We start from the raw sequence: 24,337 nt of genomic DNA, 5'->3' as shown, positions 1-24,337 counted from the left end.
AATTCATATTCGCGCATACTAAGACTTCCTTGACTCATACAGTGCAATCCACTCATCCGCTGTCATCTTCCCGGCAAGTTCCCCAAGCAGTGCATAGGGAATATTTTGTGGGTTGGAGAAGCGGCTGCAGCTTTTGCCCATGTTGAGCTTGGTCGCCATATGCTCCGGATAGGCGTCTGTAAACCATTCGTACAGTTCATCGTCACTGTATATCCCCATATGATAGATGGCGAGGTGCCTTTTTTGGGCGGCGACGCTTATAAAGGGAAGGGCCTCACCATCCACATGGTAGCCTTCCGGATACGTCTCTTTCGGTACAGCATAAGTCGGCATGCCGTGCTGCATCTCCGTCTGGAATCCTTCTGGGAGGTTTTCCCCGATTGCCCTCCAGACTCCTATAAAAGCATCCTGCCATCTGTCGTCGATCTGCCTGATATACTCTTCAATGTCCATATTGACACTTCCTTCGTCTTAGGATTGGTCATGCTTCCATTTAACCACAAATGCCCATGATTGGATGTAAAAATACTTTGACTGGGGGCGTACTGCAGGAACATGGAAGTCCAGCACGTGCGCCGTGGGTTGCATATTCACTGTGCAAAGATATTCATGCTGATATAATTGAATGTGAAAAGATGCTACAGGGGGGGATCGATATGCCGCATGATCATTCGCACGGAGCGAACAGGAGGGTTCTTCTGATCAGCTTCTTCATCATCACCGGTTATATGCTCGTTGAAGCGGTCGGCGGCTGGCTGACGAACAGTCTCGCACTCCTGTCCGACGCGGGGCATATGCTGAGTGACTCGATTTCACTGGGTGTGGCGGTCCTCGCCTTCAGTCTGGGGCGGAAGACGGCCAACTACAGCAAGACTTATGGATACAAGCGGTTTGAAATACTGGCGGCGATCTTCAACGGTGTGACGCTCATACTCATTTCCGCCTACATCTTCTACGAGGCGTTCCAACGCTTCATGGATCCGCCTGAAGTCGCGTCGGGGGGCATGCTGGTGATTGCTGCAATGGGACTTGTGGTGAACATCATCGTCGCATGGATATTGATGCGCGGGGGTGATACAGAGGGAAACCTGAACATCAGGGCCGCCTTCCTCCATGTGATGGGAGACTTGCTGGGCTCGATCGGGGCAATCGCCGCTGCCCTCCTGATCATATTCTTCGGCTGGGGGCTGGCCGACCCATTGGCGAGCGTCATCGTTGCTGTCCTGATCATCATCAGCGGCTGGCGGGTGACGAAGGACGCCATCCATGTCCTGATGGAGGGGACACCGGTTGGTGTAGATGTAGAGCACATCGTAAGTGTCATGCAGGCGGATGCCCGCATCATCGATATACACGACCTCCATATGTGGAGCATCACGAGTGGACAGAACGCCATGTCATGCCACGTGACGGTCGATGACACCATGACGATCAAGGAGAGTGGTGAGCTGCTGCATGAACTGGAACGGAGGCTTGGGGATGAGGGTATCGGTCACGTGACCATACAGGTGGAGGGCGAATCCCACCCACATGATGAAGCATTGATGTGCTGTCTTGATGAAAGCGTGCATGAAGCACATCAGTAAGAATAGCCAAAAAGATGAAGCACTGCTTTATTTGACTGAATTTTTTGATTTGTATATGATGGATATGGTGACATTACAGAAACAGCTGCCATATGCGTACTACCACATTCGATTCAAAACTGAAAGTTTGAAAGGGGAAGCGTAATGAGTAGAATCAACCTGGAAAATGCAAAAAAGATAATTGAAGGTGCCGAGAAGAAGGCGTCTGAAATCGGTGTACAGATGGTGATCTCCGTCATTGATGAAGGCGGCAACCTGGTTGCGGTGCACCGCATGGATGATGCGTGGCTCGCAAGCATCGACATTGCGCAGAACAAGGCATGGACATCAGTGGCCCTGAAGATGCCGACATCCAATCTGGAAGAGGCGACGGTACCGAATGCAGAACTCTTCGGCCTGAACACGACAAATCAGGGACGCATCGTCGTCTTTGGTGGCGGCATCCCGCTTGAAGCGGATGGCAAGGTTGTCGGCGCCATCGGTGTCAGCGGCAGCAGTGTACCGGATGATGTGAAGGTGGCCGAAGCGGGGGTCGAAGCATTCAAGGCGCTATAGTTGAGGCTGCTATAATTTTATGAGTATTGGAAGACCTCCCTCAGGAACGGAACATCTGAAGGGAGGTCTTTTGTCCCCTGCAACCGATGAAGGGACATATTGATGGGAGGAATGTTTATGGCAGATGTAAGGAAGTTGACGAATGAGGAGAGCCGGCATTTGCTCAGTGTATTGAAGGTACGTTTTGAATCGCATATGTACCGTCATGAGGATATGGAGTGGAGAGATGTTGAAGCACGTCTCGACAGACATCCCGAAAAGCTGTGGTCCCTGGGGGAAATGGAACGGACCGGTGGGGAACCGGATGTGGCAACTGAGGCGGATGGGACAATAATATTCTATGATTTTTCAGCTGAAAGCCCGGAAGGGCGGCGTAAGGTCTGTTATGACGATGAGGCACTCCAGGCAAGAAAAAAGAACAAGCCTGAAAACAGTGCAGTCGGCATGGCGGAGGAGATGGGGGTGGAACTCCTTGATGAGGCGCATTACCGGCAGCTCCAGACCATTGAAGTGGTCGATCGCAAGACATCAAGCTGGATCCGGACACCGGCCGACATCAGGAAGCGGGGAGGCGCCCTGTTTGGGGATTACCGATATGGCGCGATGTTCATCTATCATAACGGTGCGGAATCCTATTACAGTGCCAGGGGGTTCCGGGCCATGCTCCTTATATGACAAATGTCATGTATTATTGCTGACACCTGCCTCTATACCCGCTTGTTGGCATGTATTAGAATAAAACCAACAAGATTACAGGAAAGAGGTTTGCCCACATGTCAAAACAGAAACAGGCACAGCTGAGGAAAGATGTCATGCCGTTCGCCAAGTCACAGACGAAGACAAGCATCACACAGCTGTTCAACACGATTCTTCCATTTTTTGCGTTATGGTTCCTGGCGTACCAGTCACTGAGCATTTCATTCTGGCTCAGTTTGCTGTTCAGCATCGGAGCTGCCGGCTTCATGATCCGGACGTTCATCATCTTCCACGACTGTGCCCACCAGTCATTCTTCAAGAGCAAGAAGTGGAACACGATATTCGGCACCATCACCGGCGTCATCACCCACTTTGCGTATGAAAAATGGAAGCGGGAACACTCGATCCACCACGCAACAAGCGGCAACCTGGACAAGCGGGGCATCGGTGACATCTGGGTCATGACGGTCGAAGAATACGAAGAAGCAGGAAAATGGGAGAGGCTGAAATATCGCCTCTACCGTAATCCGCTCATCATGTTCGGCCTTGGACCATTGTCACTGTTCCTGCTGGACAACCGTTTCAACCGCAAAGGCGCCAAGAAGAAGGAACGCATGAACACCTATCTGATCAATGGGCTGCTTGTGGCAATCTACTGTCTGATCGGTTTCACGCTTGGCTGGCATGTACTGCTGCTCGTACAGCTTCCGATCATCTACGTTGCAGGCATGCTCGGCATCTGGCTCTTCTATGTCCAGCACCAGTTCGAAGACTCCTATTTTGAAAATGAATCCGAATGGGATTACGTAAAAGCGGCAGTGGACGGCAGCTCCTACTACAAGCTGCCCCGCTGGCTCGAATGGATGACAGGCAGCATCGGCTATCACCATGTGCACCATCTGGCGCCAAGAGTGCCCAACTATTCACTGGAAAAAGCACATGAGAGCACGCCACCCCTGCATCAGGCGACGACCATCACTCTGAAGTCGAGCCTCGAATCCATCCGCTTCCGCCTGTATGATGAGAAGAAGAAGACATTTGTGACCTTCCGAGAGATGAAGGCGCAATTGAATGAAAAGCACCAACCAAGTACAGACTAGATGGAATCCCCCTAATCAATTAGGGGGATTCATTTTTATACATTTTTGGTGGGCCCATCGTTCCATAAAACTGTTACACTGGAACAAATAAGGAGAAGGGAGGCGGTCATTCATGCGCGATTGGTATCATATATTCCCGAAGAATACCGGACTCAGTCTGTACATATGGATCATATTCTGCATCCTGCCGTTCTATTTCATATTCCGCTCCAATGATTCAGGGGAGATCGTCTCCGGCATTATCATGACCATCCTGTTCTTCACGGTATACTGGTTGACGTTCAACACACGGGGACCACTGATCTACATAGGTCTGAGCATTGAATTCTGCATCAATATTGCGATGACCATATTCTACGGCTATGTCTATTTTGCGCTTTTCACCGCTTTCTATGTCGGCAATATAAGAAACAGGGGCGGTTTCATCTCGATGTATGTCATTCACCTGGTGACGACGGTCGGTGCGATCACTTTCGGCTTCTTCTACAATTATACGCTGCTGCTCAGCCATCTGCCTTTTCTCATCATGACCGTCCTCGGCGTCATCCTGCTTCCGATCAGCCGGTACAACCGCTTGAAGCAGGAGGAACTAGAAATGCAGCTTGAAGATGCCAACATGAGGATCGCAGAACTTGCGATATTGGAAGAACGCCACAGGATCGCTCGTGATCTGCATGATACACTTGGCCAGAAGCTGTCGATGATCGGCCTGAAGAGTGAATTGTCAAAGAAGCTGATCGACAAGGATCCCGATGCTGCAAAACGCGAGCTCGCAGACATACAGTCGACATCGAGACAGGCGCTGAAGGAAGTACGGGAAATGATCAGCGATATGAAGAATGTCAATCTGGAGGGTGAAGTGGATCATGTCAAAAAGCTGATGGATGCCGCCCAGATACGGTATGATATAACTGTCGAAGGGGATTTCAACAACATACCCGTGCTTGTCGAAAATGTACTGAGCATGTGCCTGAAGGAAGCGGTCACCAATGTGGTGAAGCACAGCCAAGCGCATCTGTGCGTGATCGAGCTGGTCGATACGGATCAGGATATACTCCTCAAGGTCATGGATAATGGAGAGGGCAAGGAAATCTTCCAGTCGGGCCACGGCATCCATGGGATGCGTGAACGTCTGTCATTCGTGAATGGGGAGATGCAGATCGTCAACAACAACGGTGGTTTTGAAATCAATATCGCGGTGCCGAAAGTATTGAAAGAGATTGAGGAGGGATGAATATGATCCGTATTGTGCTGGCTGAAGACCAGAACCTGTTGAGGGGAGCACTCGGTGCGCTGTTGGATCTTGAAGAGGATATGACTGTCGTCGGACAGGCGGAGAATGGCGCAGAAGCTTTGGACCTTGTTGCGGTGGAATCTCCGGACGTGTGCCTCATGGATATCGAGATGCCGGTGATGACCGGGCTGGAGGCGGCAGAACGCCTGAAGGGCGGGTCATGCAAAGTCATCATGCTGACGACCTTTGCACGACCCGGGTATTTCGAACGGGCGAAGCAGGCGCAGGTGAGCGGCTATCTGCTGAAGGACAGCTCCAGCGAAACGCTCGCACAGTCGATCAGACATATCATTGAAGGCAGACGCATCTATTCCCCCGAGCTGATAGACATTGCTTTTGAAGCCTCCAATCCCCTCACCCCGCGGGAGATGGAGATCATTCAGCTGCTTGAAGCGGGCAGGACGACGAAGGCTATTGCGAAGGAGCTGCACCTTTCGAATGGGACCGTCAGAAACTATATCTCCATCATCCTGGATAAGCTGTATGTGGACAACCGGATCGAAGCCATCTCGAAGGCGAGGGGGAAGGGGTGGCTGAAGTAGGGTTGCTTGGCTTCCGCAAAATGAAAATGCGCACCGCATCACTGGGATGAGGCGCGCATATATCTTTGACTACCAGAACCTGAACCACCCGAGCGTTTCGTATCCAAAGTAGAAGGATAGAAGCGCAAGAATGCTGAAAATCAGGTTCTCCACCTTGCTTCCGGTCCTGAGGGTGAGGGGGAAGCGGACGGTGAGGTCGAGCGGAAAGAAGAGCTTGATGCCGCTTCTTGTCGCCATATCCAGTATGTAATGGCTGACCATACCCGTCAGTAATCCATATTTCAGTATATCGTTTGGAAAGAACCGGTCGATGAGGAACGAAACGATTACCAGAAACAGGAGGCTGTGGGTAAATGTGCGGTGGCCGAACAAAAGATTGATGATGCGTGATAATATGGGGAATCTTCTTCCAATCCTGCTTCCACTATGGCAAATATCGGGCAGAAGTGCACCGACGATGCCGGCCCCTACCATGATCAGTGGATTTTCATTCGCTGCGTGGGCAACCGCAAGACTTGCTGTGATGCCGCCCATTATATGTGTTTTTCCAGTCATGATGCCGCCTCCTTAATTTTGCCTGAAGTATCATTATAATATATTATATGCATTTTTACTGTATTTTTTGAATGTGCTGTAGAATATATGCAGCTCAGGGAAGTCGAGGATTACATCCGATGAGAAAGGGAATGTAGAAACAAAGGAAAATGCTGGGTGGTGATGGCGTTCTGCCCTACATGAACGGATGTAGGCCCCGGTATACCAGGAGGGATAAGTATGGGAAGACTTGACGGCAAAGTGGCGGTGATCACTGGTGCAGGCAGCGGCCAGGGAGCGATGGAAGCGGAGCTTTTCGCCCGGGAGGGCGCGAAGGTTGTAGCGACGGATATGAACGATGAACATCTCGGTGAACTGCTCGAAAGGCTCGGGGAACAGTATCCTAATGCGGTAATCGGCCTACGGCAGGATGTGTCTAAGGAAGCGGACTGGCAGCATATCGTGGAGGAGGCTGTCGGCACATTCGGCAAAGTCGATATACTCATCAATAACGCGGGCATTACAGGCATTACAGAATTTACATTGAACAAGTTGACGATTGAGGAATGGGATAAGGTCATGAATGTCAATGCACTCGGGAACTTCCTCGGCATGAAGCATGTGATTCCCGAGATGAAAAGGAATGGTCAGGGCTCCATTGTGAACATTTCCTCCCTGACCGGCATCAGCGGTCTTGGGGGACTCACTGCCTACTCTGCCTCGAAAGGGGCAATCCGCACCATGACGAAGGGTGCGGCAAGAGATTTCGGTGGGGACCATATACGGGTGAATTCCATACACCCCGGCTACATCGAGACACCATCTACGGAGTATCTGACTTCGAATGCGGATATACGGGATGCACTGATTGCTGCTGTGCCGCTCAAATATTTGGGCCAATCGGAAGATGTAGCATATGCAGCGCTGTTTTTGGCATCGGATGAAGCCAGGTTCATCACCGGGGAAGAGCTGATCATCGATGGTGGTCAGACGATTAAGGAATAATAGCATATCAATCATTAAGGAGAATATCATGGACGGAACAAAAAGGGAAAATATCAAACCAGGTGTCAAAGTGAAAGTGGTACAGAAGCATCATCAGCGGTCGGGGGAACTGACCGAAGGGACGGTGGCGAGACTGCTGACCAACTCGGCGACACACCCCCACGGAATCAAAGTGAAGCTCGAAGATGGCACTGTCGGCAGAGTTAAGGAGATATTGGGCTGAATGAAAAATAACGCCCCACCGAAATTGGTGGGGCGTTATTTCTATTCAACTTTCGTGTCTGCAATGTCATCTGGACGCGCACGATACACGCGCAGTGCCATCACTACCGCAACGATGGAAAAGATGAAGGCGGTGAAATAGACGAGTTCCACACCAGCCACCATGGCCAAGTCGATCGTTGCCGGATCGTCCGGGGTCTCTGCATTTGAGAGGTAGTTTGCCTGTCTGGCATTGAGGATGCTGATGAAGACCGAAACGCCTATGGCTCCGGCCATTGGCTGCAAGGTCGATATGACGGCTGTACCGTGCGGATAGAGCCGCTTAGGCAGCTGGTTGAGCCCATTGGTCTGGGCAGGCATCATGATTGCCGAAACGGAGACCATGAGCAGCAGGAAGCCGATGACGATCATCCATACGGAACTGCCGGTGTCCAGGCGGCTCATCATGAACATGGTGCCGCTCAGCACAAGTGTTGCAGGAATCATCATCGGCCTTGGGCCGACCTTATCGAACAGCTGACCCATGAAAGGGGAGAGCGCGCCGTTCAGCAGACTGCCGGGAAGCAGAAGAATGCCTGCAGTGGCGGCACTCAGTGCCAAGGGACCCTGCATATAGATCGGCAGTATGATCTCCGAGGCGAACATGGCCATGATGATGATCACGAACATGATGACGGCGTGGCGGTACATCGGATACTTGAACACCCTGAGATCCATGATGGGCTCATCCAGGTGGAGCTGCCGATAGGCAAACAGAAAGATGCCGGCGATTCCCAGCAGAAGGGAAACGAGCACCACTGGACTCAGGAACCCGGCTTCGCTCTCACCGACCGAACTGAATCCGTATATGGTCGCTCCGAAACCGACGGTGGAGAACAAGATGGAGAGGATGTCGATTTTCGGCCGTGTCACTTCCGATACATTGACCAGGAAGAAATAGGCGAATACTATGGAGAATAATGAGAACGGAATGACGGTAATGAAGAGGAAACGCCATCCGAGGTATTCAACAATGATGCCCGAGAGCGTGGGCCCTATTGCCGGCGCAAACATGATGACGAGACCGACGATTCCCATGATTCTGCCACGTTTATGGGGCGGGTACATGAGCAGGAACACATTGAACATGATCGGCATCAGCATGCCGGTGCCCACTGCCTGTATCAGGCGGCCGGTCAGCAGGATGCCGAATGTCGGGGCAGAGGCGGCGATGGCTGTACCGAGGGTGAATATGATCATCGTCCCCAGGAAAAGCTGACGGGTGGTGAACCATTGGATCAGTAGGGCCGAGACGGGGATGACGATGCCCATGACGAGCATGAAGCCTGTAGCCATCCACTGCACGGTCGGCAAGGTGATGTCGAATTGACCCATTAATGTCGTAAGCGCAATATTGAGGAGCGTTTCATTCAAAATTGCAAAAAATGCCCCGATGATGAGCGACAGCATGATCGGGAGGGTTTTGATATCGGGGTTTTCCGATAGATATTCATATTGTCTGGCACTGTCTTTTTCCATATATAGATCTCCTGTATGTATTGGATTTGAATGTTTGGTGCATAAGTGCATCTGAATATATTATTATGGATGAAGCGATTATACAAGAATTAAGTCTTGAAGATTTCCAGAAAAAGGAGCGGAGCATATGAGATGTGGCACGGAATGCTTCATTGTGACATTCGAAAAAGATGGTGCGCTGTATACGAAGGAGGCAAAGGCGCGTTCCCATATAGAAGCGCGCAGGATGGTCAGCAGCAAATATGGATCCGACAGCCGGGTCAAAAAAATAGTGAAAAAATACAAATGAGCATTTGCAATTCATACGCTGTTAGTGTAGTATGCAAAACTATAGTATATTTCTTAAATATTCGGAAAATATTGAAGTGTACTATAAATTAGTGTATACAAAATACGGAGGCGAACTATTTAACATGTCCAAACTTTGGAATGATGTGGACGCGTATTTTACTTCCCAGCTGAATGCTGACGACGAAGTAATTACAGGAATTCTCGAAAACGAAGAAGAAAGAAGCGAAGCGGCGAGTGGTCAAGGCAAATTTCTTCAGTTATTGGCGAGAATCAAAGGTGCAAAAACGGTGTTGGAGATCGGCACATTGAGTGGCTACAGTACATTATGGCTGGGTAAGGCACTGCCGGAGGAAGGCAGGATGGCCACGCTCGAGTCCAACCCTGAATATGCAAAGACAGCGTTCGAGCACATTAAGGCTGCTGAACTGGATGACAAGGTTGAAGTCATCGAGGCGCCGGCGGAAAATACGTTGCCGAAACTGCTTGAAAGAGGATATCCGCGCTTTGATTTCATCTATATCAATGCAAATCAGAAGCACTATCCGGACTACCTCGAAGCGGCAATCAACATGGCCAAGAGCGGTTCGGTCATCGTAACGGAACGTAAGATCATGGAATCGTTTGAAGAAGAAGAGGCGAAATGCCCTAAAATGCAGCGTTTCCTGCAGATACTTACAGAGCATCCCCGTGTAGATGCAACGGCAGTTCAGACGGTAGGCAGCAGAGGACATGACGGGTTCGTCATGGCAGTATTGGATTAACCGAAGAGTATACAAATTAAAAAGCTCAGTATCAACCTACTAAAGTGGATTGATACTGAGCTTTTTATTGGCATACCTTACCGGCGCATGGCCGTTATGGTAGAGTATATATAAAATTGAAAAGAAGGGGATACGGTGCTGACGCGTTTCAATGCTTTCATTCAAAAATGGATTGCGCTCCTCACACCACTCAGTCTGATCATCGGTGTGCTGCTTGGTGAAATGGGGACGCACTTCCTCTTCCTGATTCCCTGGTTCTTTGCCTTCATGACCTTCACAGGGGCACTTGGCATGGATTTCAAGGATTTCAGGATGGTCGTCAAATATCCGGGGACGATACTGCTGAGCATACTGTTCCTGCATATCCTGATGCCGGTGTGGGGCTATGTGCTGGCAACGGTCCTGCTGGATGATGCGCTTCTGACCATCGGTTTCACACTGGCGGTGGCAGTGCCCACCGGTGTGACTTCAATCATATGGGTGACGATTACCCGGGGCAATCTGCCGCTTGCGCTCTCCATCGTCCTCCTCGATACGCTGCTCGCCCCGCTCATCCTGCCACTGATACTCGTTGTGGTTGCAGGCACAGCGGTCACCATCGATTCCGCCTCCCTCATCATGGGGCTCCTGTGGATGATCGTACTGCCGACCCTGGTTGGCATCTTGATGAACGAAGTGACAAGGGGGAAGGTGAAGGATACATGGGGCGGGCGCCTGGCGCCTTTTTCGAAAATCAGCCTGCTGCTCATCATCATGATCAACGGAAGCGTCATCGCACCATACCTGCAGAACTTTTCCTGGGAAATCATCGGCATACTGCTCCTTGTCCTGTTCATTACTTTATCTGCATATGCCTTTGCCCTGATTACCGGACACTATCTGCTCAAGGAGCCGTCCATCGTCACGACCTTCACCTATAATGTGGGAATGAGGAACATTTCGGTAGGAGTGGTCATCGCGACCGCCTATTTCCCGCCAAAAGTTGCGATGCCCGTCGTCTTCTGCATGCTGTTCCAGCAGCTCATTGCCTCCTTCGCAAGCAGGGGAATGATACGCTATCAGACATACAGAAATGGTTGAAGCCACCCCTCTTTGAAGTGTGGCTTCTACTTTTACGGACTGCACACATAAATTTTCCATAAATGGGTATAGTGAAATATTGAAGATTCATCATTTTATGAGGAGGCTACATATGGAACGATTCAAGGCATTGGTCATAGACAAGGCGGATGAGGGTACAACGATGGATATCAAGGAGATCGGCATGGAGGATCTGTCTGAAGGGGAAGTGACGATTAAAGTTGCATATTCAAGTGTGAACTATAAGGATGGCATGGTCGCAGTGACGGGCAGCATTGCCGAGACGTTCCCGCTTGTACCGGGAATCGACCTTGCAGGTACGGTGATTTCATCTGAAGATGAACGTTTTCAGGAAGGGGACGAAGTGATCGCCACCAGCTACTATATCGGTACGCGGCACAGCGGCGGTTTCAGTGAAGTGGCCAGGATTCCGGCTGAATGGGTCGTCCCCCTGCCTGAAGGACTGACGCTCAAGGAATCGATGGAACTCGGCACCGCAGGTTTCACGGCCGCACTGTGTGTAAAGAGGCTTGAGGAGAATGGACTTGAGCCCGGGAGTGGAAAGGTGCTCGTCGACGGCGCAAGCGGCGGGGTCGGCAGTCTTGCCATCAATATGCTCGCGGATAAGGGATATGAGGTCGTGGCAAGCACCGGCCGGACAGAAGAAGCGGAATATCTGAAATCCCTCGGGGCCGCGAAAGTCATCCACCGGGATGAAGTCACCGATACCGACGGAAAGTCCACCCGGAAGCGGCAATGGCAGGCAGCCATCGATCCGGTTGGCGGCAAGACATTGCAGTATATATTGAGCAGTCTCGATTATGGCGGTTCAGTCGCCACGTGTGGGCTTGCAGGCGGCATAGAAGTGGAGACGACGGTCCTGCCGTTCATTTCCCGGGCAATAAACTGGCTCGGCATCGATTCCGTCAAATATCCGATGGAGCCGAGGATTAAGGTTTGGGAAAGCCTCGCCGGGGAACTGAAGCCTTCTGCCCTGGAAACGCATATCTCCCATGAAGTGTCGCTCGAGGAGCTGCCGGATACTTTGCGGGATATCCTTAAAGGACGTGTGCGTGGCCGCGTCATCGTCAAATTCTGATGAAAAGACCCCTCATCCAATCTATGTTGGATGAGGGGTCCTCTTTTATTTGGCGTATGCTTCTTCTTCGAGCACTTTTATCTGTGCATCGACTTCTTCTGCCGACAGATCATTTTCAATGACATATCTGTTTCTCGGGTGCTTTGTACATTCCAGGGAGCAACCGCCAAGGTGCTTCGCTTCATTTTCCTCTGAAGCGAGGATCTGGTCGTTGCATTCCGGATTTGCACAGTTGATGTAGCGTTCGCATGGTGTGCCGTCGAAATGATCTCTGCCGACGACATTGTGTTCCACCTGATTTACGGGTACGGTCAGCCTTTCATCGAAGACATACATCATGCCATCCCAGTTCTGCCCTTTGACTTCAGGGTCTTTGCCGTATGTTGCGATGCCGCCATGGAGCTGTCCGACATCTTCAAATCCTTCACGCTTGAGCCAGCCTGAAAACTTCTCGCAGCGTATGCCGCCGGTGCAGTATGTCAGGATGCGTTTGCCTTCGAGCATATCGCGGTTCTCCCTCACCCATTCCGGAAGTTCCCGGAATGTCTCCACATCCGGACGGATGGCGCCACGGAAATGGCCGACATCATACTCATAAGTGTTCCTTGCATCGAGGACAATCGTATTTTCGTCCTGCATCTGCGCATAGAAATCCTTTGGTTCGAGGTATTCACCCGTCATTTCACGGGGATTGATGTCATCCTCAAGGCTGAGGTTGACGAGCTCAGGACGGGGACGTACATGCATCTTCTTGAAGGTGTGGCCTTCAGACGGATCGATTTTGAACACGATGCCATCGAAAAGTGGATGATTCTTCATGTATTCCATATACTTTTCGGTATCTTCCAAGGTGCCGGATACGGTGCCGTTTATACCTTCGTTCGCGACCAGGATGCGCCCTTTGAGGTTCATGCTTTTGCACAGCTCAAGGTGCTCCGATGAGAATCCCTCGGGATCTTCAATGTCTGTGTAGTAGTAATAGAGTAAAACTTGGTATTTCATTGTCTTTTCCACCTATCAATTATATTTGCAGGATATACCTGATAGTTGCATGGAATAAAAGTCCTTTCATGCAATTGTTTATTATATCAATTAAACAATGCATTTGAAAGGACTTTTTACACCTGTCAAAAATTATTCAATTCATTGCTACAGGCCTTCTGCACCGCCCGGGCGCGGCGAGTCGGCTGCACCATAGAGCTTATGGCCGTTCGTCTGGTCGATCATGATCGCCTGTACATCGCCGAGACGGGTGTCTGCAGTCTGTTCCCTGAACGACTGGTCGAATGAATAGCCAAGCTTCTTGAGTGATTCAAGTACTTCTTTTTCGAGGCCATCCTCCCACTGTGTATCAAGATCATGGGTCACATAGATTCTTGCATCCTTGATCGCTTCATCAAGGGACATGTTGTAATCTATGATGTTGATGATCGTCTGGGCAACGGAGGCGACGATTGTCTGTGCCCCTGGTGAACCGAGTGTGAAGAACGGCTTCCCTTCGTGGAACAGTATCGTTGGGCATTTGGAGCTTGTCGGATACTTATGGCCGTTCGGTTCATTGACCTGTCCCGGCTCAGCTTCGAAATCTGTAAGGTCGTTGTTCATGATGAACCCGTAGCCGGGCACCATGATGCCTGAACCATAGATGCGTTCTATGGAAGATGTGCAGGCAGCGACATTGCCCCATTGATCCACCGCAGTGAAGTGGGTCGTCTCCATCCCTTCATTGCCTGCATATCTGTCGGTTTCAATCGTACCGTCCCTGCCTGGCTGATATTTCCAAGGGTCTCCCGCTTCATAAGTTCTGGCGTTGTTTTCTTCGGAGATCAGCTGAATGCGTTCTGTTATATACTCCTCATCCATCAGGCCATCCATCGGGAGTTCGTGGAAGTCTGCATCACCGATGTGCGTATTCTTATCCGCAAGGGCGAGCTGCATCGTCTGGGCAAGCAGATGGTATTTTTCAACGGAATGCGGATCATATTGTGAAATATCGAGTTTTTCGAGTATTTTCAACTGCTGGGCTACTGCGATGCCGCCACCGCTTGGTGGGGCAGGCGTCGCTATGTCGTAGCCTCTGTAGCGGCTCCATAACGGTTCTTCAATTTTGACATGGTAGTTGATGAGATCCTGATGGGTCATGACTCCGCCCTGGTCCTGGACGGCCTCTACGATGGCATCTGCAATCTCACCTTCATATACGGAATCGAACCCTTCGTCCCTGATGATCTTCAAAGTTTTCGCAAGTTCAGGCTGGACGATGGTATCGCCTTCCCTGAGCGGCTTGCCGTCCTGCATGAATTTCTTGCGTGCCTCTTCCCCGAGGCGATGGTCGAAAAGGTCGAGTGTACGTTCCCATAAAGAGTTCACACGGAAATCAGATTCGGCAAGTTCGATTGCAGGCGCAATCAATGTTTCAAGGGGCAGCGTAGCATATTGCTCATGCAGGTGCTTCAGCCCTTTCATGATGCCTGGAACGCCGACAGAAGTTCCGTGGGTGGACCGTTTGTCGAAAGGAATGACTTCACCGTTATCATCTACAAAACATTCAGGCTCCAGTTCCGCCGGCGCCCGCGAATGTGCGTTGATGACTTTGGTTTCATTCTTCTCCTCTTCGTGGCACACGATGAAACCGCCTGCGCCGATGCCGGTATTCATACCTTCAACGACTGCCAGTGAGAGCTGCACCGCAATGAGTGCATCGAATGCATTGCCTCCCTGATCAAGCATCTGGTTACCCGCATGGGTGGCCTCCTTGATGGCACTTGCGACCATCCCGTACCTGCCGGTGTCGCCTTTTATCTGATTGCCTGTATCATAATATTTTTCCTGCGCTTTAAAAATCTTTTCCAGGTTTGCCATTATCAATCTCTCCTGTTCTTCTTTAAATCGAGATATAGTTTCATAGCCTAAAAAGTATAATGATAAACACAACTTTCAGCCTGAAGGATGAGGAATAAAAGGTTTGGAGAGTGGAAATTCACCTTAAAAATTGGTAAAATCATATAATTGGATATCGAATGATGAGAGGTAGATGAAGAATGGACAGAAACAAAGCGCTCGTCGTTTTCTCCGGCGGACAGGACAGTACGACATGCATGTTCCATGCTCTGGCAAATTACAGAACTGTGGAACTGGTGACATTTGATTACGGACAGCGCCACAGCAAAGAGATAGAAGTGGCAAAAAGCATTGCCGAGGAACAGGGGCTCAAGCATCATGTGCTTGATATGTCGCTGCTTGGGCAGCTGAGCCCGAATGCACTGACCGAGCATGGCATGGACATCACCCAGTCGGAGGATGAGGGCGTGCCCAACACATTCGTACCAGCGCGAAACATGCTCTTCCTGTCCTTCGCCACCGCCCTAGGCTACCAGACAGGAGCCGGTACGATCATTACAGGTGTGTGCGAGACGGACTTTAGCGGCTATCCGGACTGCCGGGATATTTTCGTCAAATCGATGAATGTCACTGCCAATCTTGCGATGGACCGGAACTTCGTCATCGAAACACCTCTGATGTGGCTCGACAAGAAACAGACATGGGCGCTGGCCGATGAATATGGACAGCTCGACTATATAAGGAACAGAACTTTGACGTGCTATGAGGGCGTCATTGGAGACGGGTGTGGCGAATGCCCGGCATGCAGGCTGAGGAACGATGGACTGCAGGCATATCTGAATGAAAAGGAGTGGCAATGATGAGCTATAAAACGCCTGATCATGATTATAGATTTGAACTCAACAAAGATTTGAACTTCTCCGCAGCACACTTTATACCTGATGACCGTGCTGGAAAATGCAGCAATGTCCACGGTCATACCTACTTCGTCAACATCACGATTGCCGGTGATGAACTTGACGACCTCGGATTCCTGGTCAACTTTTCGTCGCTCAAATCCCTGATCAGCGATGCATTCGACCATACACTGCTCAATGAACACGAGCGGTTCCAGGAACGCCCGCCGACTACGGAAACCATGGCGGAGACGATATACGATATGGTGGCGGAATTTGTCGATGGACTGGACAACCGGCCAGTCTGCCTGCAGGTCTACCTGAGGGAGACGCCGACAAGCTATGTGATCTATCGTCCCAAGGAGCGTCGGAACTGATGAAAGTGCCTGTACTAGAGATTTTCGGTCCGACCTTCCAGGGGGAAGGTGCAGTCATCGGCCAGAAGACCATGTTCGTCAGAACGGCCGGCTGCGACTACAGCTGCAGCTGGTGCGATTCCGCCTTCACATGGGATGGCAGCCAGAAGGACAAGATCCGTATGATGGATGGCGATGATATATTGGCGGCGCTGGATCATCTTGCGCCTGGCAACTATAATCATGTGACCATATCCGGAGGAAACCCTGCACTGCTGAAAAATATGCAGGACTTTGTGGAGAAGGCGAAGGCGCGCGGCATCAAGCTGGCTGTGGAAACGCAGGGGACGGTGTTCCAGGAATGGCTTGCTGTAATCGATGATGTGACGATCAGCCCCAAACCGCCAAGTTCCGGGATGGATACCGACTTCAGAAAGCTGGAGCGTGTAATGGCCGGTCTGGATGAAGGTACTGCCCACTACAACCTCAAAGTCGTCGTCTTCGATGAAAAGGATTTCGAGTATGCAGCGGATGTCCACGGGAAATATCCGCATGTGGACTTCTATCTCCAGGTCGGCAACCCCTATCTGGGGGACAATGTTGAAGGCCATACATTCAAACTGCTGGAACGCTATGAGCGGCTTGTCGACATGGCCATGGCGGACCCGCGCATGAATGATGCGAAAGTGCTGCCGCAGCTTCATACACTGCTGTGGAGCAATAAACAGGGCGTCTGACGGGAGATGACAGCTCCTTGAAATGTTATACTATGAATAGGGTTTATTCAGTGAAGGAGGCAGGATTATGGAAATTGAAATCTGGTCTGATATCGGATGTCCGTTCTGCTATATAGGAAAGCATAATTTTGAAGCGGGACTTGAGCAGTTCAGCGGGAAAGATGAGGTGGACGTCATCCATAAAAGCTTCCGCCTCGACCCTTCGGCACCGATGGCACCCGACGCAAGCATGGCTGAACTGCTGGCCAAAAAGTACGGAAAGAGCCTTGAAGAGGCAAAAGAGATGAACAGGCAGGTCAGCGGGGCAGCAGAAGCCGCCGGACTCGAATTCAATCTGGATGCGGTCATCCCCTCCAATACGATGGACGCCCACCGCCTGATCAAGATGGCGGAAGGTGAAGGGAAGGACGGCGAAGCACTTGAGCATCTGTATCATGCATACTTCACAGAGGGCAGCAATGTCGCTGATGCAGAAGTGCTCCTAGACATTGCCGAGACCCTCGGCATGGACCGTGGGACGGTGGAGCAGAAGCTCGCCTCGAATGACTATAAGGAAGCAGTCATCTCAGATCAGAATGAAGCCACACGGCTGGGTGCCCAGGGCGTACCGTTCTTTGTCATAAACCGGAAGTATGGTGTGTCCGGTGCACAGCCTCCAGAGGCTTTTCTTGAAGCGGTCAACAAGGCGTATGAGGAAGAGCAGCCGCTCGTCGACATGAGTGGGGACGCAGGGGCATCCTGCGGCAAGGACGGTTGCGAGTAGAAAATTCAATATAGAGGTCCCTTAGCTACCCTCTATAAAAAAACTAGGAGACATGGGGAGCTGCGCGGCTTCTCCATGTATAAAAGGAGCAGGAAAGATGAGTGAAGAAAATACACAGGACCTGAGTCTTCTCGGGAACCAGAACGTAAAATATGATTTTGACTACAATCCGGATGTCCTTGAGACATTCGACAACAAATATCCGGGACGGGACTACTTCGTCAAATTCAACTGCCCGGAGTTCACGACCTTATGTCCGATAACCGGACAGCCTGATTTTGCAACGCTGTATATCAGCTATATCCCGGATGTCAAAATGGTTGAAAGCAAAGCGTTGAAGCTCTACCTCTTCAGTTACAGGAACCACGGCGGATTCCATGAAAGCAGCGTCAATATGATCATGGATGACCTGGTCAATCTGATGGATCCGAAATATATTGAAATATGGGGGAAATTCACCCCGCGTGGCGGCATCTCCATCGATCCCTACTGCAACTATGGCCGCCCGGGGACCAAGTATGAAGAAATGGCGGACTACCGTATGATGAACCATGACATGTATCCTGAAAAAGTGGATAATAGATGAACTGACGAAAAAAGGAGCCCAAAAGGGCTCCTTTTCCTATTCTGCAGCAGTGCGGCGGGACTGTTTGTATGTGATGATCTTGTATAGGTGGTGTACTGCACCAAACAGGACAAGCAGCGGTGTGATGATCAGCAGCAGGAAGAAGATCAGGCCGCCGATTTCCCGCAGTCCAAAATTGGCGAAGAACTCCTGTGTGGCGACATCGGAAAGCGGTGGGTAGAAGACATAGACATAGATGAGTCCGATTACCGCCAGTGTGAACACATAGAAGATCATATTCGTAATGTGGTAGGGCAGTGTATATTTGTCGAACTTGAACATATTGTAAGATTCCCCTTCATATTCATTTCATCCATATTATACACTATAATGTGTCTATGAGAAAATAGAAAATAGTGAATTATAGAAAAACTAGGAGGTTCGATATGAGTATCAGAGAAGCGGTATATGAAGATCTGGAGAGGGTAATGGAAATAAAGGAGAAGGTGGTTCCCCTGATGATTGGTGCGGGCAACACCCAATGGAGTGAGGAATATCCTGATATGAACAGGTTCAGGAAAGATGTGGAAGCCGGGTCGCTTTATGTATATGAAGAAGGCGGCATCCTGGATGGCTTTGTCGTTGTAGACGATGACCACCCCGAGGCATATGACGAAATAGAATGGGAAGTTGTTCGTGCAGAAAGCAGGGCGATGCATCGGATGGCAGTGGATCCTTCAAGGCAAGGACGGGGCATCGCCCGTAAAATGATGGAGGAAGTTGAAGACCGTCTTGAAGCGGAGGGCTGTAGGGCCATCCATACGGACACGTCCCTTGAAAATGAAAGGATGCAGAAGCAGTTCGAAAAGAACGGCTACATATTCAGGGGCAGGCTGCATCTCGATGACAACGCGGATGACTGGTATGTCGCCTACGAAAAGGTGCTCGGCTGAGCAGGGTGAAGGCGCATTCATGAATTTTGTTTTTTTCCTTCTGCTTATAGTGTAAGATGTATGATGGAATATATGAAAATAGGGGGAATTTTTAGTGAAACTGTTACTTAAGCTGATCGCCGGCATCGTCGTTGGTATCGGGGTCGGTGCACTGTATTATGGTGTGGATGCATCAGGGGGAATGGAATCGGTACTGGCTTTCCTGGTCAGGCTGCTGCTTACTCTGGAATCTATTCTGGGAAGCTTCATATTCTTCATGATCCCATTGATCATCCTTTTCTTCATTGCCAACGGAATTTCCAAGATCGGCGCAGGATCCGGCAAAGTCGTCGGTGCAACATTGGGCACAGCATACATATCGACGCTCGGTGCCGGCATCCTGGCATATCTGGTCGCAATGATGGTCATGCCGCGCATCACTGATGGGGGAAGTGTCCCCGAGGAAGGTGCAGGACTCGAGCCGTTCTTCGAGTTTGAAATTGCACCGCTCATGGACATCCTCACAGCGCTCGTTCTGGCATTCGCTTTTGGAATCGTCATTACAATCACGCGTTCTGAGCTTATGCAGAAATGGTTCGAAGAAGGAAAGAACATTGTCGAATTCCTGATAGAAAAGGTCGTCATTCCAATACTTCCCTTCTATATTGCAGGTGTATTCGCAGGGATGGCATCGCAGGGAACGGTATTTGATACGCTCGCCGTATTCGGTGTCGTACTTCTTGTGGCGATACTGCTCCACTGGGTCTGGATCACCGTCCAGTATACGATAGCAGGCGTATTGCTCGGAAAAAATCCATTCAAGATGATAAAGACGATGATGCCCGCCTACTTTACAGCGCTGGGTACGATGAGCAGTGCTGCCACGATACCAGTTACATTGAGGCAGACGAAGGAGAATGGAATACGCAACAGGATTGCAGACTTCGTCATCCCGCTTTGTGCCAATATCCACCTCGCAGGAAGCACCATTACGATCGTCAGCTGTTCGATTGCAGTCATGTCTGTTCTGCCGGACTATGAACTTCCAGGCTTCTTCACGATGCTGGGGACGATCATGCTGCTTGGCGTCGTAATGATTGCGGCTCCAGGTGTGCCGGGTGGTGCAATCATGGCAGCAAGTGGTGTGCTCATGACGAATCTGGGCTTCACTGAAGCGGCCGTGGCATTCATGATCGCGCTCTATATGGCTCAGGACAGCTTCGGTACTGCAGCAAACATCACGGGGGATGGTGCAGTCAGCAGCATCATCGATGCATATGAACGAAAATTGAATGGATGATACACAAAAGACCGCTACGTGCGGTCTTTTGTAATTTCTTTGATGAATATGACGGTGGGGATGACGATTCCCAGAAAGGCCTGGAAGATGGAGAGGAAACGCGTTGGACCGATGGGTGTGAAATCCCCGTATCCTATAGATAACAATGTTACCCCACTGTAGTAGAGTATCTGAAGGAAAGTATAGTTTACGACTTCTTCCCCGCTCGTCCCATTGATCAGGATGGGTGTGTTCAAGGAAATGACATAGTAGATGATTGCGAAGATGAACATGATGGACAGCAGGACCGTGAATATGTATAAATACAGGGGCCAATCCAGTGACAGTTTATGCGTTTTCGAGAGTTCCCCCTTCTTTCTGGCGAACGCACCAAGCTGGAGCAATAAAAGAACGACAAGTATGCCAAGGAAAGCGTGAGCCATCAAATTCCCCCAAAAGTGAAAAATTGTATATAATGATAGATACGATAATAAGAAAAAAGGATACTGGTCATGAATAAATTTTTGTACCTAATCATAGTCATCTGTTTTCTGGATCTGTTCGTCCAGCTGCCGATCATCACTCCGTTCGCTATTTCACTCGGTGCGGATGAGTATACGGCAGGCATCATAGTAGCAATTTATTCCCTTTTCAACATGGTGGGAAACGTTTTTGGAGGTTTTTTTTCCGATAAGTTCGGACGCAGGAATATGCTTCTCCTCGGCATGGGTCTGCAGGTGGTCATACTGCTTACGTACACGATAGTGCCCACTGTCGGGCTGCTGATCCTCATCCGTGTAGTGCACGGATTCTCAAGCGGCCTGCTGACGCCTGCTGCATTCAGCCTGGTGGCAGATATATCGAAAAGGAAAGCCATCGGCAGATCGATGGCCCTGACGGGCGTCTCGATCGGCACGGCAGCCGTACTTGGGCCTGCACTCGGCGGCATCATTTCGAGCCAGACGAGCTATCAGATGGTGTATCTCGTCATGTCGGGAATATTCGTATTCGGAATCCTGCTGATCTTCATTACAGTGAAGGAGAGTACGACGGAGCAGAGCCGGGAAATCCATTATGCGACGAACTATGGACAGATCATCACCCGCCCCTCTCTGATCGTCGCCTATATCTCCGCTTTCACGCTGATGGTCTCAAACGGTTCCCTTGCATTCGGTCTTCCATTGAAAGTGGCAGCAGTCGGATTGTCTGACCAGACGACAGGAGCCATGCTGAGTGTCTTTGGCATCGTGGCCATCCTGGTCTTTGCCACGCCGGTCAACCGGATATACTCGAAGTACAGTCCGGTCGCCCTCGTCTCCACAGGAATATTCATCGTGGGGGCAGCAATGATCTTTCTGCATTTCGTGCCGACCGTGTCCCTCATCTATACTACGATGGTCATATATGGCATCGGATTCAGCTTCATCTTCCCATCGATGAACAAGATCATCGGACAGAATACGGAGATGCATGAGCGGGGGAAGGCAAATGGAATATTCTATTCATTCTTTTCCCTTGGGTCTGTGGCGGGATCCTACCTTTCCGGTATATTCGCCACATATTTCGAGACCCCCTTCCTGTTCATCGGATTGATGCTCATCATGCTGCTTGCTGCAATCTATGCTGCACATGAAAAGAGTGGATTCAAACAGACATTTTAGGGAAATAAGTTGTCTAAGGAAGTGATAAAGTGAAAAATGTCCTATTAATGGGTGTGAATGGCAGAATCGGCCAGAATCTCTACAGGGAATTGAAGGGGTCATTCAACCTCTATGCATTCTCGAGCGCCAATCAGGACGATAAGAATCTCGATGTCACCTTTCTGAAGAAGGATCTGTTCATACTCCCGGAAGTGGAAGAGGCTTTGAGGGGGATCGACATTGTGATATTCTTCGAGGATCCGATAATGAGGCTCAACCGTCAGACACAGGGCAGGTTTGAGGACCTCTATATACTTCTGGCAGACAATATCGCCCGTGCCTCCCAGATAAGGGAAGTGGAACAGATCATCTTTGTTGCGGATGAAGTCAGCAGTGAATATACAGCCGAGGTCCTTGGTGCCTATGGCACGGAAGTCAAGATTACCCAGACACCCGTCAAGAGGTACGGGAAAACCCTATCGTATAAGGCGTCCGACTACAACAGTGTCAGAAGTGTGCAGAGGGCTCCACTGCCGGCCGGCTGGCACATCAGAGATGTGGGAAGGTACTATTTTGAGTGGCTGAATGAAATCCTGTATGACCTGATCAATGTAGAATACGACAGACACCTCATAAAAATCCGTTTTGCGAAGATGGACAGCCCAGCGCTGGTTGTGGAATACGATGCGCAAAGAAGCTATAATGGTGTGGAAATATACAGGATACAGGGCGGCGGCCTGTCGAAGCGGATGTCGAACAAGACACCCCGCCTGGAGTTCAGGGAATTGCCCGGACGCGAGGAGTTCATCATGGCGCTGCATGACTTCGAGCCAAAATCCCCATGGGCCGTCTATCTGCTCACCCAGGCCCCCCTGTATACACTGGTCAACCGTATATATCAGGTGGAGATGACCATCAACAATGAAGCCCCGGGATCGCATAACCGCCCATACAACGGGGAATAGAAAAAGAGTGCAGCTTCCCGGAAGGGAGCTGCACTCTTTTTATGATTCAATGCTTTATTAGTGGATGAAGTTATGTCCAGAAACTTGGGAAGCACTGATGGTCCTGAAGGTTTTGACACCTTTGCCGCTGCCGAAGTTCATTTCGGAAACGAGGATGGAGCCATTGGAGTTGATTCTTTCAACAACTGCTACGTGGCCAAGGCCCCAAGCGTAGTTGGTCCATGCATTCGCCTGCATGATTGCACCGACGGATGGAGAGTTGTTGACTCTGTAGCCTGCGCTTCTTGCTCTGTTATCCCAGTCGTATGCGTTGCCCCAATTGTTGCCAACCGGTTTGCCGAGCTGCTGGCGGCGTTCGAAAACATACCATGTGCAGTCGCCCCAGTAGTAGTGGTTGGTGCCGTATGAAACGCTTGTTGGTGCCGGTGCTGAAACGTTCTGTGTTGTAGAGCTGCTGCTCGCAGAACTTGAAGAGCTGCTAGTGCTTTCAGAACTTGAAGAGCTGCTGCTTGAGCTGCTGCCGCTTACGGACAGTTTCTGTCCTGGGTATATGAGATGGGAAGAAATGTTGTTTATGTTCATCAATGTCCTGTAGTTCATGCCGTGCGCTCTCGCAATCTTGCTGAGAGTGTCGCCGGATTTAACTGTATATGTACCACCTGTAGAGCTAGAGCTGCTGGTGCTTGCAGAGCTTGAAGAACTTGAAGAACTGCTGGAGCTTGAAGAGCTGCTGCTTGAGCTGGTCTTGATCGTCTGATTTACGTAGATCATATCAGAAGAAAGGTTGTTCCAGGACTTGAGCTGGGATACGGATACGCTGTTCTGGTTTGCAATCTTCCAAAGTGTGTCGCCACTTTGAACTTTGTAGGAAGAAGCTTCCGCATCGTCTGAAAGTCCGTATGTAGTGATGGCTGCTGTTGCTGTCAAAGCAGTAATGACTTTTTTCATAAGTGAGTAATCCTCCTGAGTTGTGTTTGTAGATTATATATATATGTTTATGTGAAATCCAAGTTGCATGTTTATGTGAAATCCAAAGTTTGCTGTCTATGTTTACAGAACATATCTTAGCAAATAAATGGC

The 24,337-nt window shown here is 50.2% G+C and carries 29 protein-coding genes; 21 read left to right on the top strand and 8 right to left on the bottom strand.

The features are described from left to right. Positions 1–18: 18 nt before the first annotated feature. Complete coding sequence (locus LLU09_RS06790) at positions 19–453, bottom strand: DUF1801 domain-containing protein (RefSeq protein ID WP_228311077.1); 435 nt, start codon at positions 451–453, stop codon at positions 19–21. Between the two features lie 203 nt (positions 454–656). Between LLU09_RS06790 and LLU09_RS06785 the strand changes: the two genes are divergently transcribed. The 6 genes from LLU09_RS06785 to LLU09_RS06760 all read left to right on the top strand — a co-directional run bounded on the left by LLU09_RS06785 (position 657) and on the right by LLU09_RS06760 (position 5,773). Then, positions 657–1,586, top strand: a complete 930-nt coding sequence (locus LLU09_RS06785) for a cation diffusion facilitator family transporter (RefSeq protein WP_228311076.1) — start codon at positions 657–659, stop codon at positions 1,584–1,586. A gap of 144 nt (positions 1,587–1,730) precedes the next feature. After that, entirely contained in the window at positions 1,731–2,141 is a 411-nt protein-coding gene (locus LLU09_RS06780) for a GlcG/HbpS family heme-binding protein (RefSeq protein ID WP_228311075.1), read from the top strand. A 117-nt stretch (positions 2,142–2,258) separates the two neighbouring features. Then, complete coding sequence (locus LLU09_RS06775) at positions 2,259–2,816, top strand: DUF4256 domain-containing protein (RefSeq protein WP_370632465.1); 558 nt, start codon at positions 2,259–2,261, stop codon at positions 2,814–2,816. 98 nt (positions 2,817–2,914) lie between these two features. Further along, a complete protein-coding gene (gene desA, locus LLU09_RS06770; RefSeq protein ID WP_228311073.1) occupies positions 2,915–3,937 on the top strand; it encodes a Delta(5) desaturase DesA in 1,023 nt (340 codons plus the stop codon). Between the two features lie 112 nt (positions 3,938–4,049). Continuing rightward, positions 4,050–5,171 carry a sensor histidine kinase gene (locus tag LLU09_RS06765; protein WP_228311072.1) on the top strand — a complete coding sequence of 374 codons (1,122 nt, stop codon included), beginning with the start codon at positions 4,050–4,052 and terminating at the stop codon, positions 5,169–5,171. 2 nt (positions 5,172–5,173) lie between these two features. Next, positions 5,174–5,773: a response regulator transcription factor gene (locus tag LLU09_RS06760; RefSeq protein ID WP_228311071.1), complete on the top strand. Its 600-nt coding sequence runs from the start codon at positions 5,174–5,176 to the stop codon at positions 5,771–5,773. A 69-nt stretch (positions 5,774–5,842) separates the two neighbouring features. On the opposite strand, the gene LLU09_RS06755 is transcribed toward LLU09_RS06760, so the two are convergent. After that, positions 5,843–6,328 (bottom strand): metal-dependent hydrolase, encoded by a 486-nt coding sequence (locus LLU09_RS06755; protein WP_228311070.1) that lies wholly within the window; start codon positions 6,326–6,328, stop codon positions 5,843–5,845. A 219-nt stretch (positions 6,329–6,547) separates the two neighbouring features. On the opposite strand from LLU09_RS06755, the gene LLU09_RS06750 reads away from it, so the two are divergent. After that, positions 6,548–7,312 (top strand): SDR family NAD(P)-dependent oxidoreductase, encoded by a 765-nt coding sequence (locus LLU09_RS06750; protein ID WP_228311069.1) that lies wholly within the window; start codon positions 6,548–6,550, stop codon positions 7,310–7,312. A 28-nt stretch (positions 7,313–7,340) separates the two neighbouring features. Then, the gene (locus LLU09_RS06745; RefSeq protein WP_094906780.1) at positions 7,341–7,535 is read left to right on the top strand and encodes a YwbE family protein; all 195 of its coding nucleotides are present in this window, start codon (positions 7,341–7,343) and stop codon (positions 7,533–7,535) included. A gap of 41 nt (positions 7,536–7,576) precedes the next feature. Here LLU09_RS06745 and LLU09_RS06740 read toward each other — a convergent pair whose 3' ends face one another. Next, entirely contained in the window at positions 7,577–9,052 is a 1,476-nt protein-coding gene (locus LLU09_RS06740; RefSeq protein ID WP_228311068.1) for an MDR family MFS transporter, read from the bottom strand. A gap of 127 nt (positions 9,053–9,179) precedes the next feature. Here LLU09_RS06740 and LLU09_RS06735 point away from each other — a divergent pair, with 127 nt between their 5' ends. From LLU09_RS06735 to LLU09_RS06720, 4 genes are all read left to right on the top strand, one after another. Continuing rightward, the gene (locus tag LLU09_RS06735; protein WP_179287281.1) at positions 9,180–9,341 is read left to right on the top strand and encodes a hypothetical protein; all 162 of its coding nucleotides are present in this window, start codon (positions 9,180–9,182) and stop codon (positions 9,339–9,341) included. A 124-nt stretch (positions 9,342–9,465) separates the two neighbouring features. After that, positions 9,466–10,104 carry an O-methyltransferase gene (locus tag LLU09_RS06730; protein ID WP_228311066.1) on the top strand — a complete coding sequence of 213 codons (639 nt, stop codon included), beginning with the start codon at positions 9,466–9,468 and terminating at the stop codon, positions 10,102–10,104. 135 nt (positions 10,105–10,239) lie between these two features. After that, on the top strand, positions 10,240–11,184 hold the full coding sequence (locus LLU09_RS06725) for a bile acid:sodium symporter family protein (RefSeq protein ID WP_228311064.1): 945 nt from the start codon (positions 10,240–10,242) through the stop codon (positions 11,182–11,184). A gap of 112 nt (positions 11,185–11,296) precedes the next feature. Further along, positions 11,297–12,283 (top strand): acrylyl-CoA reductase family protein, encoded by a 987-nt coding sequence (locus LLU09_RS06720; RefSeq protein ID WP_228311063.1) that lies wholly within the window; start codon positions 11,297–11,299, stop codon positions 12,281–12,283. Positions 12,284–12,328: 45 nt separating this feature from the next. Here LLU09_RS06720 and trhO read toward each other — a convergent pair whose 3' ends face one another. Both trhO and ggt read right to left on the bottom strand, forming a co-directional pair. Further along, entirely contained in the window at positions 12,329–13,285 is a 957-nt protein-coding gene (trhO, locus tag LLU09_RS06715) for an oxygen-dependent tRNA uridine(34) hydroxylase TrhO (protein ID WP_228311062.1), read from the bottom strand. Positions 13,286–13,432: 147 nt separating this feature from the next. Further along, positions 13,433–15,145, bottom strand: a complete 1,713-nt coding sequence (gene ggt / locus LLU09_RS06710) for a gamma-glutamyltransferase (protein WP_228311061.1) — start codon at positions 15,143–15,145, stop codon at positions 13,433–13,435. A 179-nt stretch (positions 15,146–15,324) separates the two neighbouring features. On the opposite strand from ggt, the gene queC reads away from it, so the two are divergent. The 5 genes from queC to queF all read left to right on the top strand — a co-directional run bounded on the left by queC (position 15,325) and on the right by queF (position 18,462). Continuing rightward, positions 15,325–15,984 (top strand): 7-cyano-7-deazaguanine synthase QueC, encoded by a 660-nt coding sequence (gene queC / locus LLU09_RS06705; RefSeq protein WP_228311060.1) that lies wholly within the window; start codon positions 15,325–15,327, stop codon positions 15,982–15,984. After that, positions 15,984–16,397, top strand: a complete 414-nt coding sequence (gene queD / locus LLU09_RS06700; RefSeq protein WP_228311059.1) for a 6-carboxytetrahydropterin synthase QueD — start codon at positions 15,984–15,986, stop codon at positions 16,395–16,397. Before queC ends, queD begins: the two co-directional genes overlap by 1 nt. Further along, positions 16,394–17,113: a 7-carboxy-7-deazaguanine synthase QueE gene (gene queE, locus LLU09_RS06695; protein ID WP_228311132.1), complete on the top strand. Its 720-nt coding sequence runs from the start codon at positions 16,394–16,396 to the stop codon at positions 17,111–17,113. Before queD ends, queE begins: the two co-directional genes overlap by 4 nt. A gap of 67 nt (positions 17,114–17,180) precedes the next feature. Beyond that, the gene (locus LLU09_RS06690) at positions 17,181–17,876 is read left to right on the top strand and encodes a DsbA family oxidoreductase (protein WP_228311058.1); all 696 of its coding nucleotides are present in this window, start codon (positions 17,181–17,183) and stop codon (positions 17,874–17,876) included. A 97-nt stretch (positions 17,877–17,973) separates the two neighbouring features. Further along, positions 17,974–18,462, top strand: a complete 489-nt coding sequence (queF, locus tag LLU09_RS06685) for a preQ(1) synthase (RefSeq protein ID WP_228311057.1) — start codon at positions 17,974–17,976, stop codon at positions 18,460–18,462. Positions 18,463–18,498: 36 nt separating this feature from the next. On the opposite strand, the gene LLU09_RS06680 is transcribed toward queF, so the two are convergent. After that, complete coding sequence (locus LLU09_RS06680; protein ID WP_228311056.1) at positions 18,499–18,783, bottom strand: hypothetical protein; 285 nt, start codon at positions 18,781–18,783, stop codon at positions 18,499–18,501. A 104-nt stretch (positions 18,784–18,887) separates the two neighbouring features. Here LLU09_RS06680 and LLU09_RS06675 point away from each other — a divergent pair, with 104 nt between their 5' ends. Continuing rightward, a complete protein-coding gene (locus LLU09_RS06675) occupies positions 18,888–19,394 on the top strand; it encodes a GNAT family N-acetyltransferase (protein WP_228311055.1) in 507 nt (168 codons plus the stop codon). 94 nt (positions 19,395–19,488) lie between these two features. Further along, positions 19,489–20,673: a dicarboxylate/amino acid:cation symporter gene (locus LLU09_RS06670; RefSeq protein ID WP_228311054.1), complete on the top strand. Its 1,185-nt coding sequence runs from the start codon at positions 19,489–19,491 to the stop codon at positions 20,671–20,673. A 14-nt stretch (positions 20,674–20,687) separates the two neighbouring features. Here LLU09_RS06670 and LLU09_RS06665 read toward each other — a convergent pair whose 3' ends face one another. Then, a complete protein-coding gene (locus LLU09_RS06665) occupies positions 20,688–21,095 on the bottom strand; it encodes a potassium channel family protein (RefSeq protein WP_228311053.1) in 408 nt (135 codons plus the stop codon). 69 nt (positions 21,096–21,164) lie between these two features. Between LLU09_RS06665 and LLU09_RS06660 the strand changes: the two genes are divergently transcribed. Both LLU09_RS06660 and LLU09_RS06655 read left to right on the top strand, forming a co-directional pair. Further along, positions 21,165–22,313, top strand: coding sequence for an MFS transporter (locus LLU09_RS06660; RefSeq protein WP_228311052.1), 1,149 nt, complete (start codon positions 21,165–21,167; stop codon positions 22,311–22,313). Between the two features lie 29 nt (positions 22,314–22,342). Continuing rightward, positions 22,343–23,257 (top strand): Rossmann-fold NAD(P)-binding domain-containing protein, encoded by a 915-nt coding sequence (locus LLU09_RS06655; protein WP_094906763.1) that lies wholly within the window; start codon positions 22,343–22,345, stop codon positions 23,255–23,257. A gap of 57 nt (positions 23,258–23,314) precedes the next feature. Here LLU09_RS06655 and LLU09_RS06650 read toward each other — a convergent pair whose 3' ends face one another. Further along, a complete protein-coding gene (locus LLU09_RS06650) occupies positions 23,315–24,205 on the bottom strand; it encodes a LysM peptidoglycan-binding domain-containing protein (protein ID WP_228311051.1) in 891 nt (296 codons plus the stop codon). Positions 24,206–24,337 lie beyond the last annotated feature (132 nt).

It is taken from the genome of Salinicoccus sp. RF5, assembly GCF_020786625.1.
Classification (GTDB): domain Bacteria; phylum Bacillota; class Bacilli; order Staphylococcales; family Salinicoccaceae; genus Salinicoccus.
This window is presented reverse-complemented; position numbering and strand designations above follow the sequence as displayed.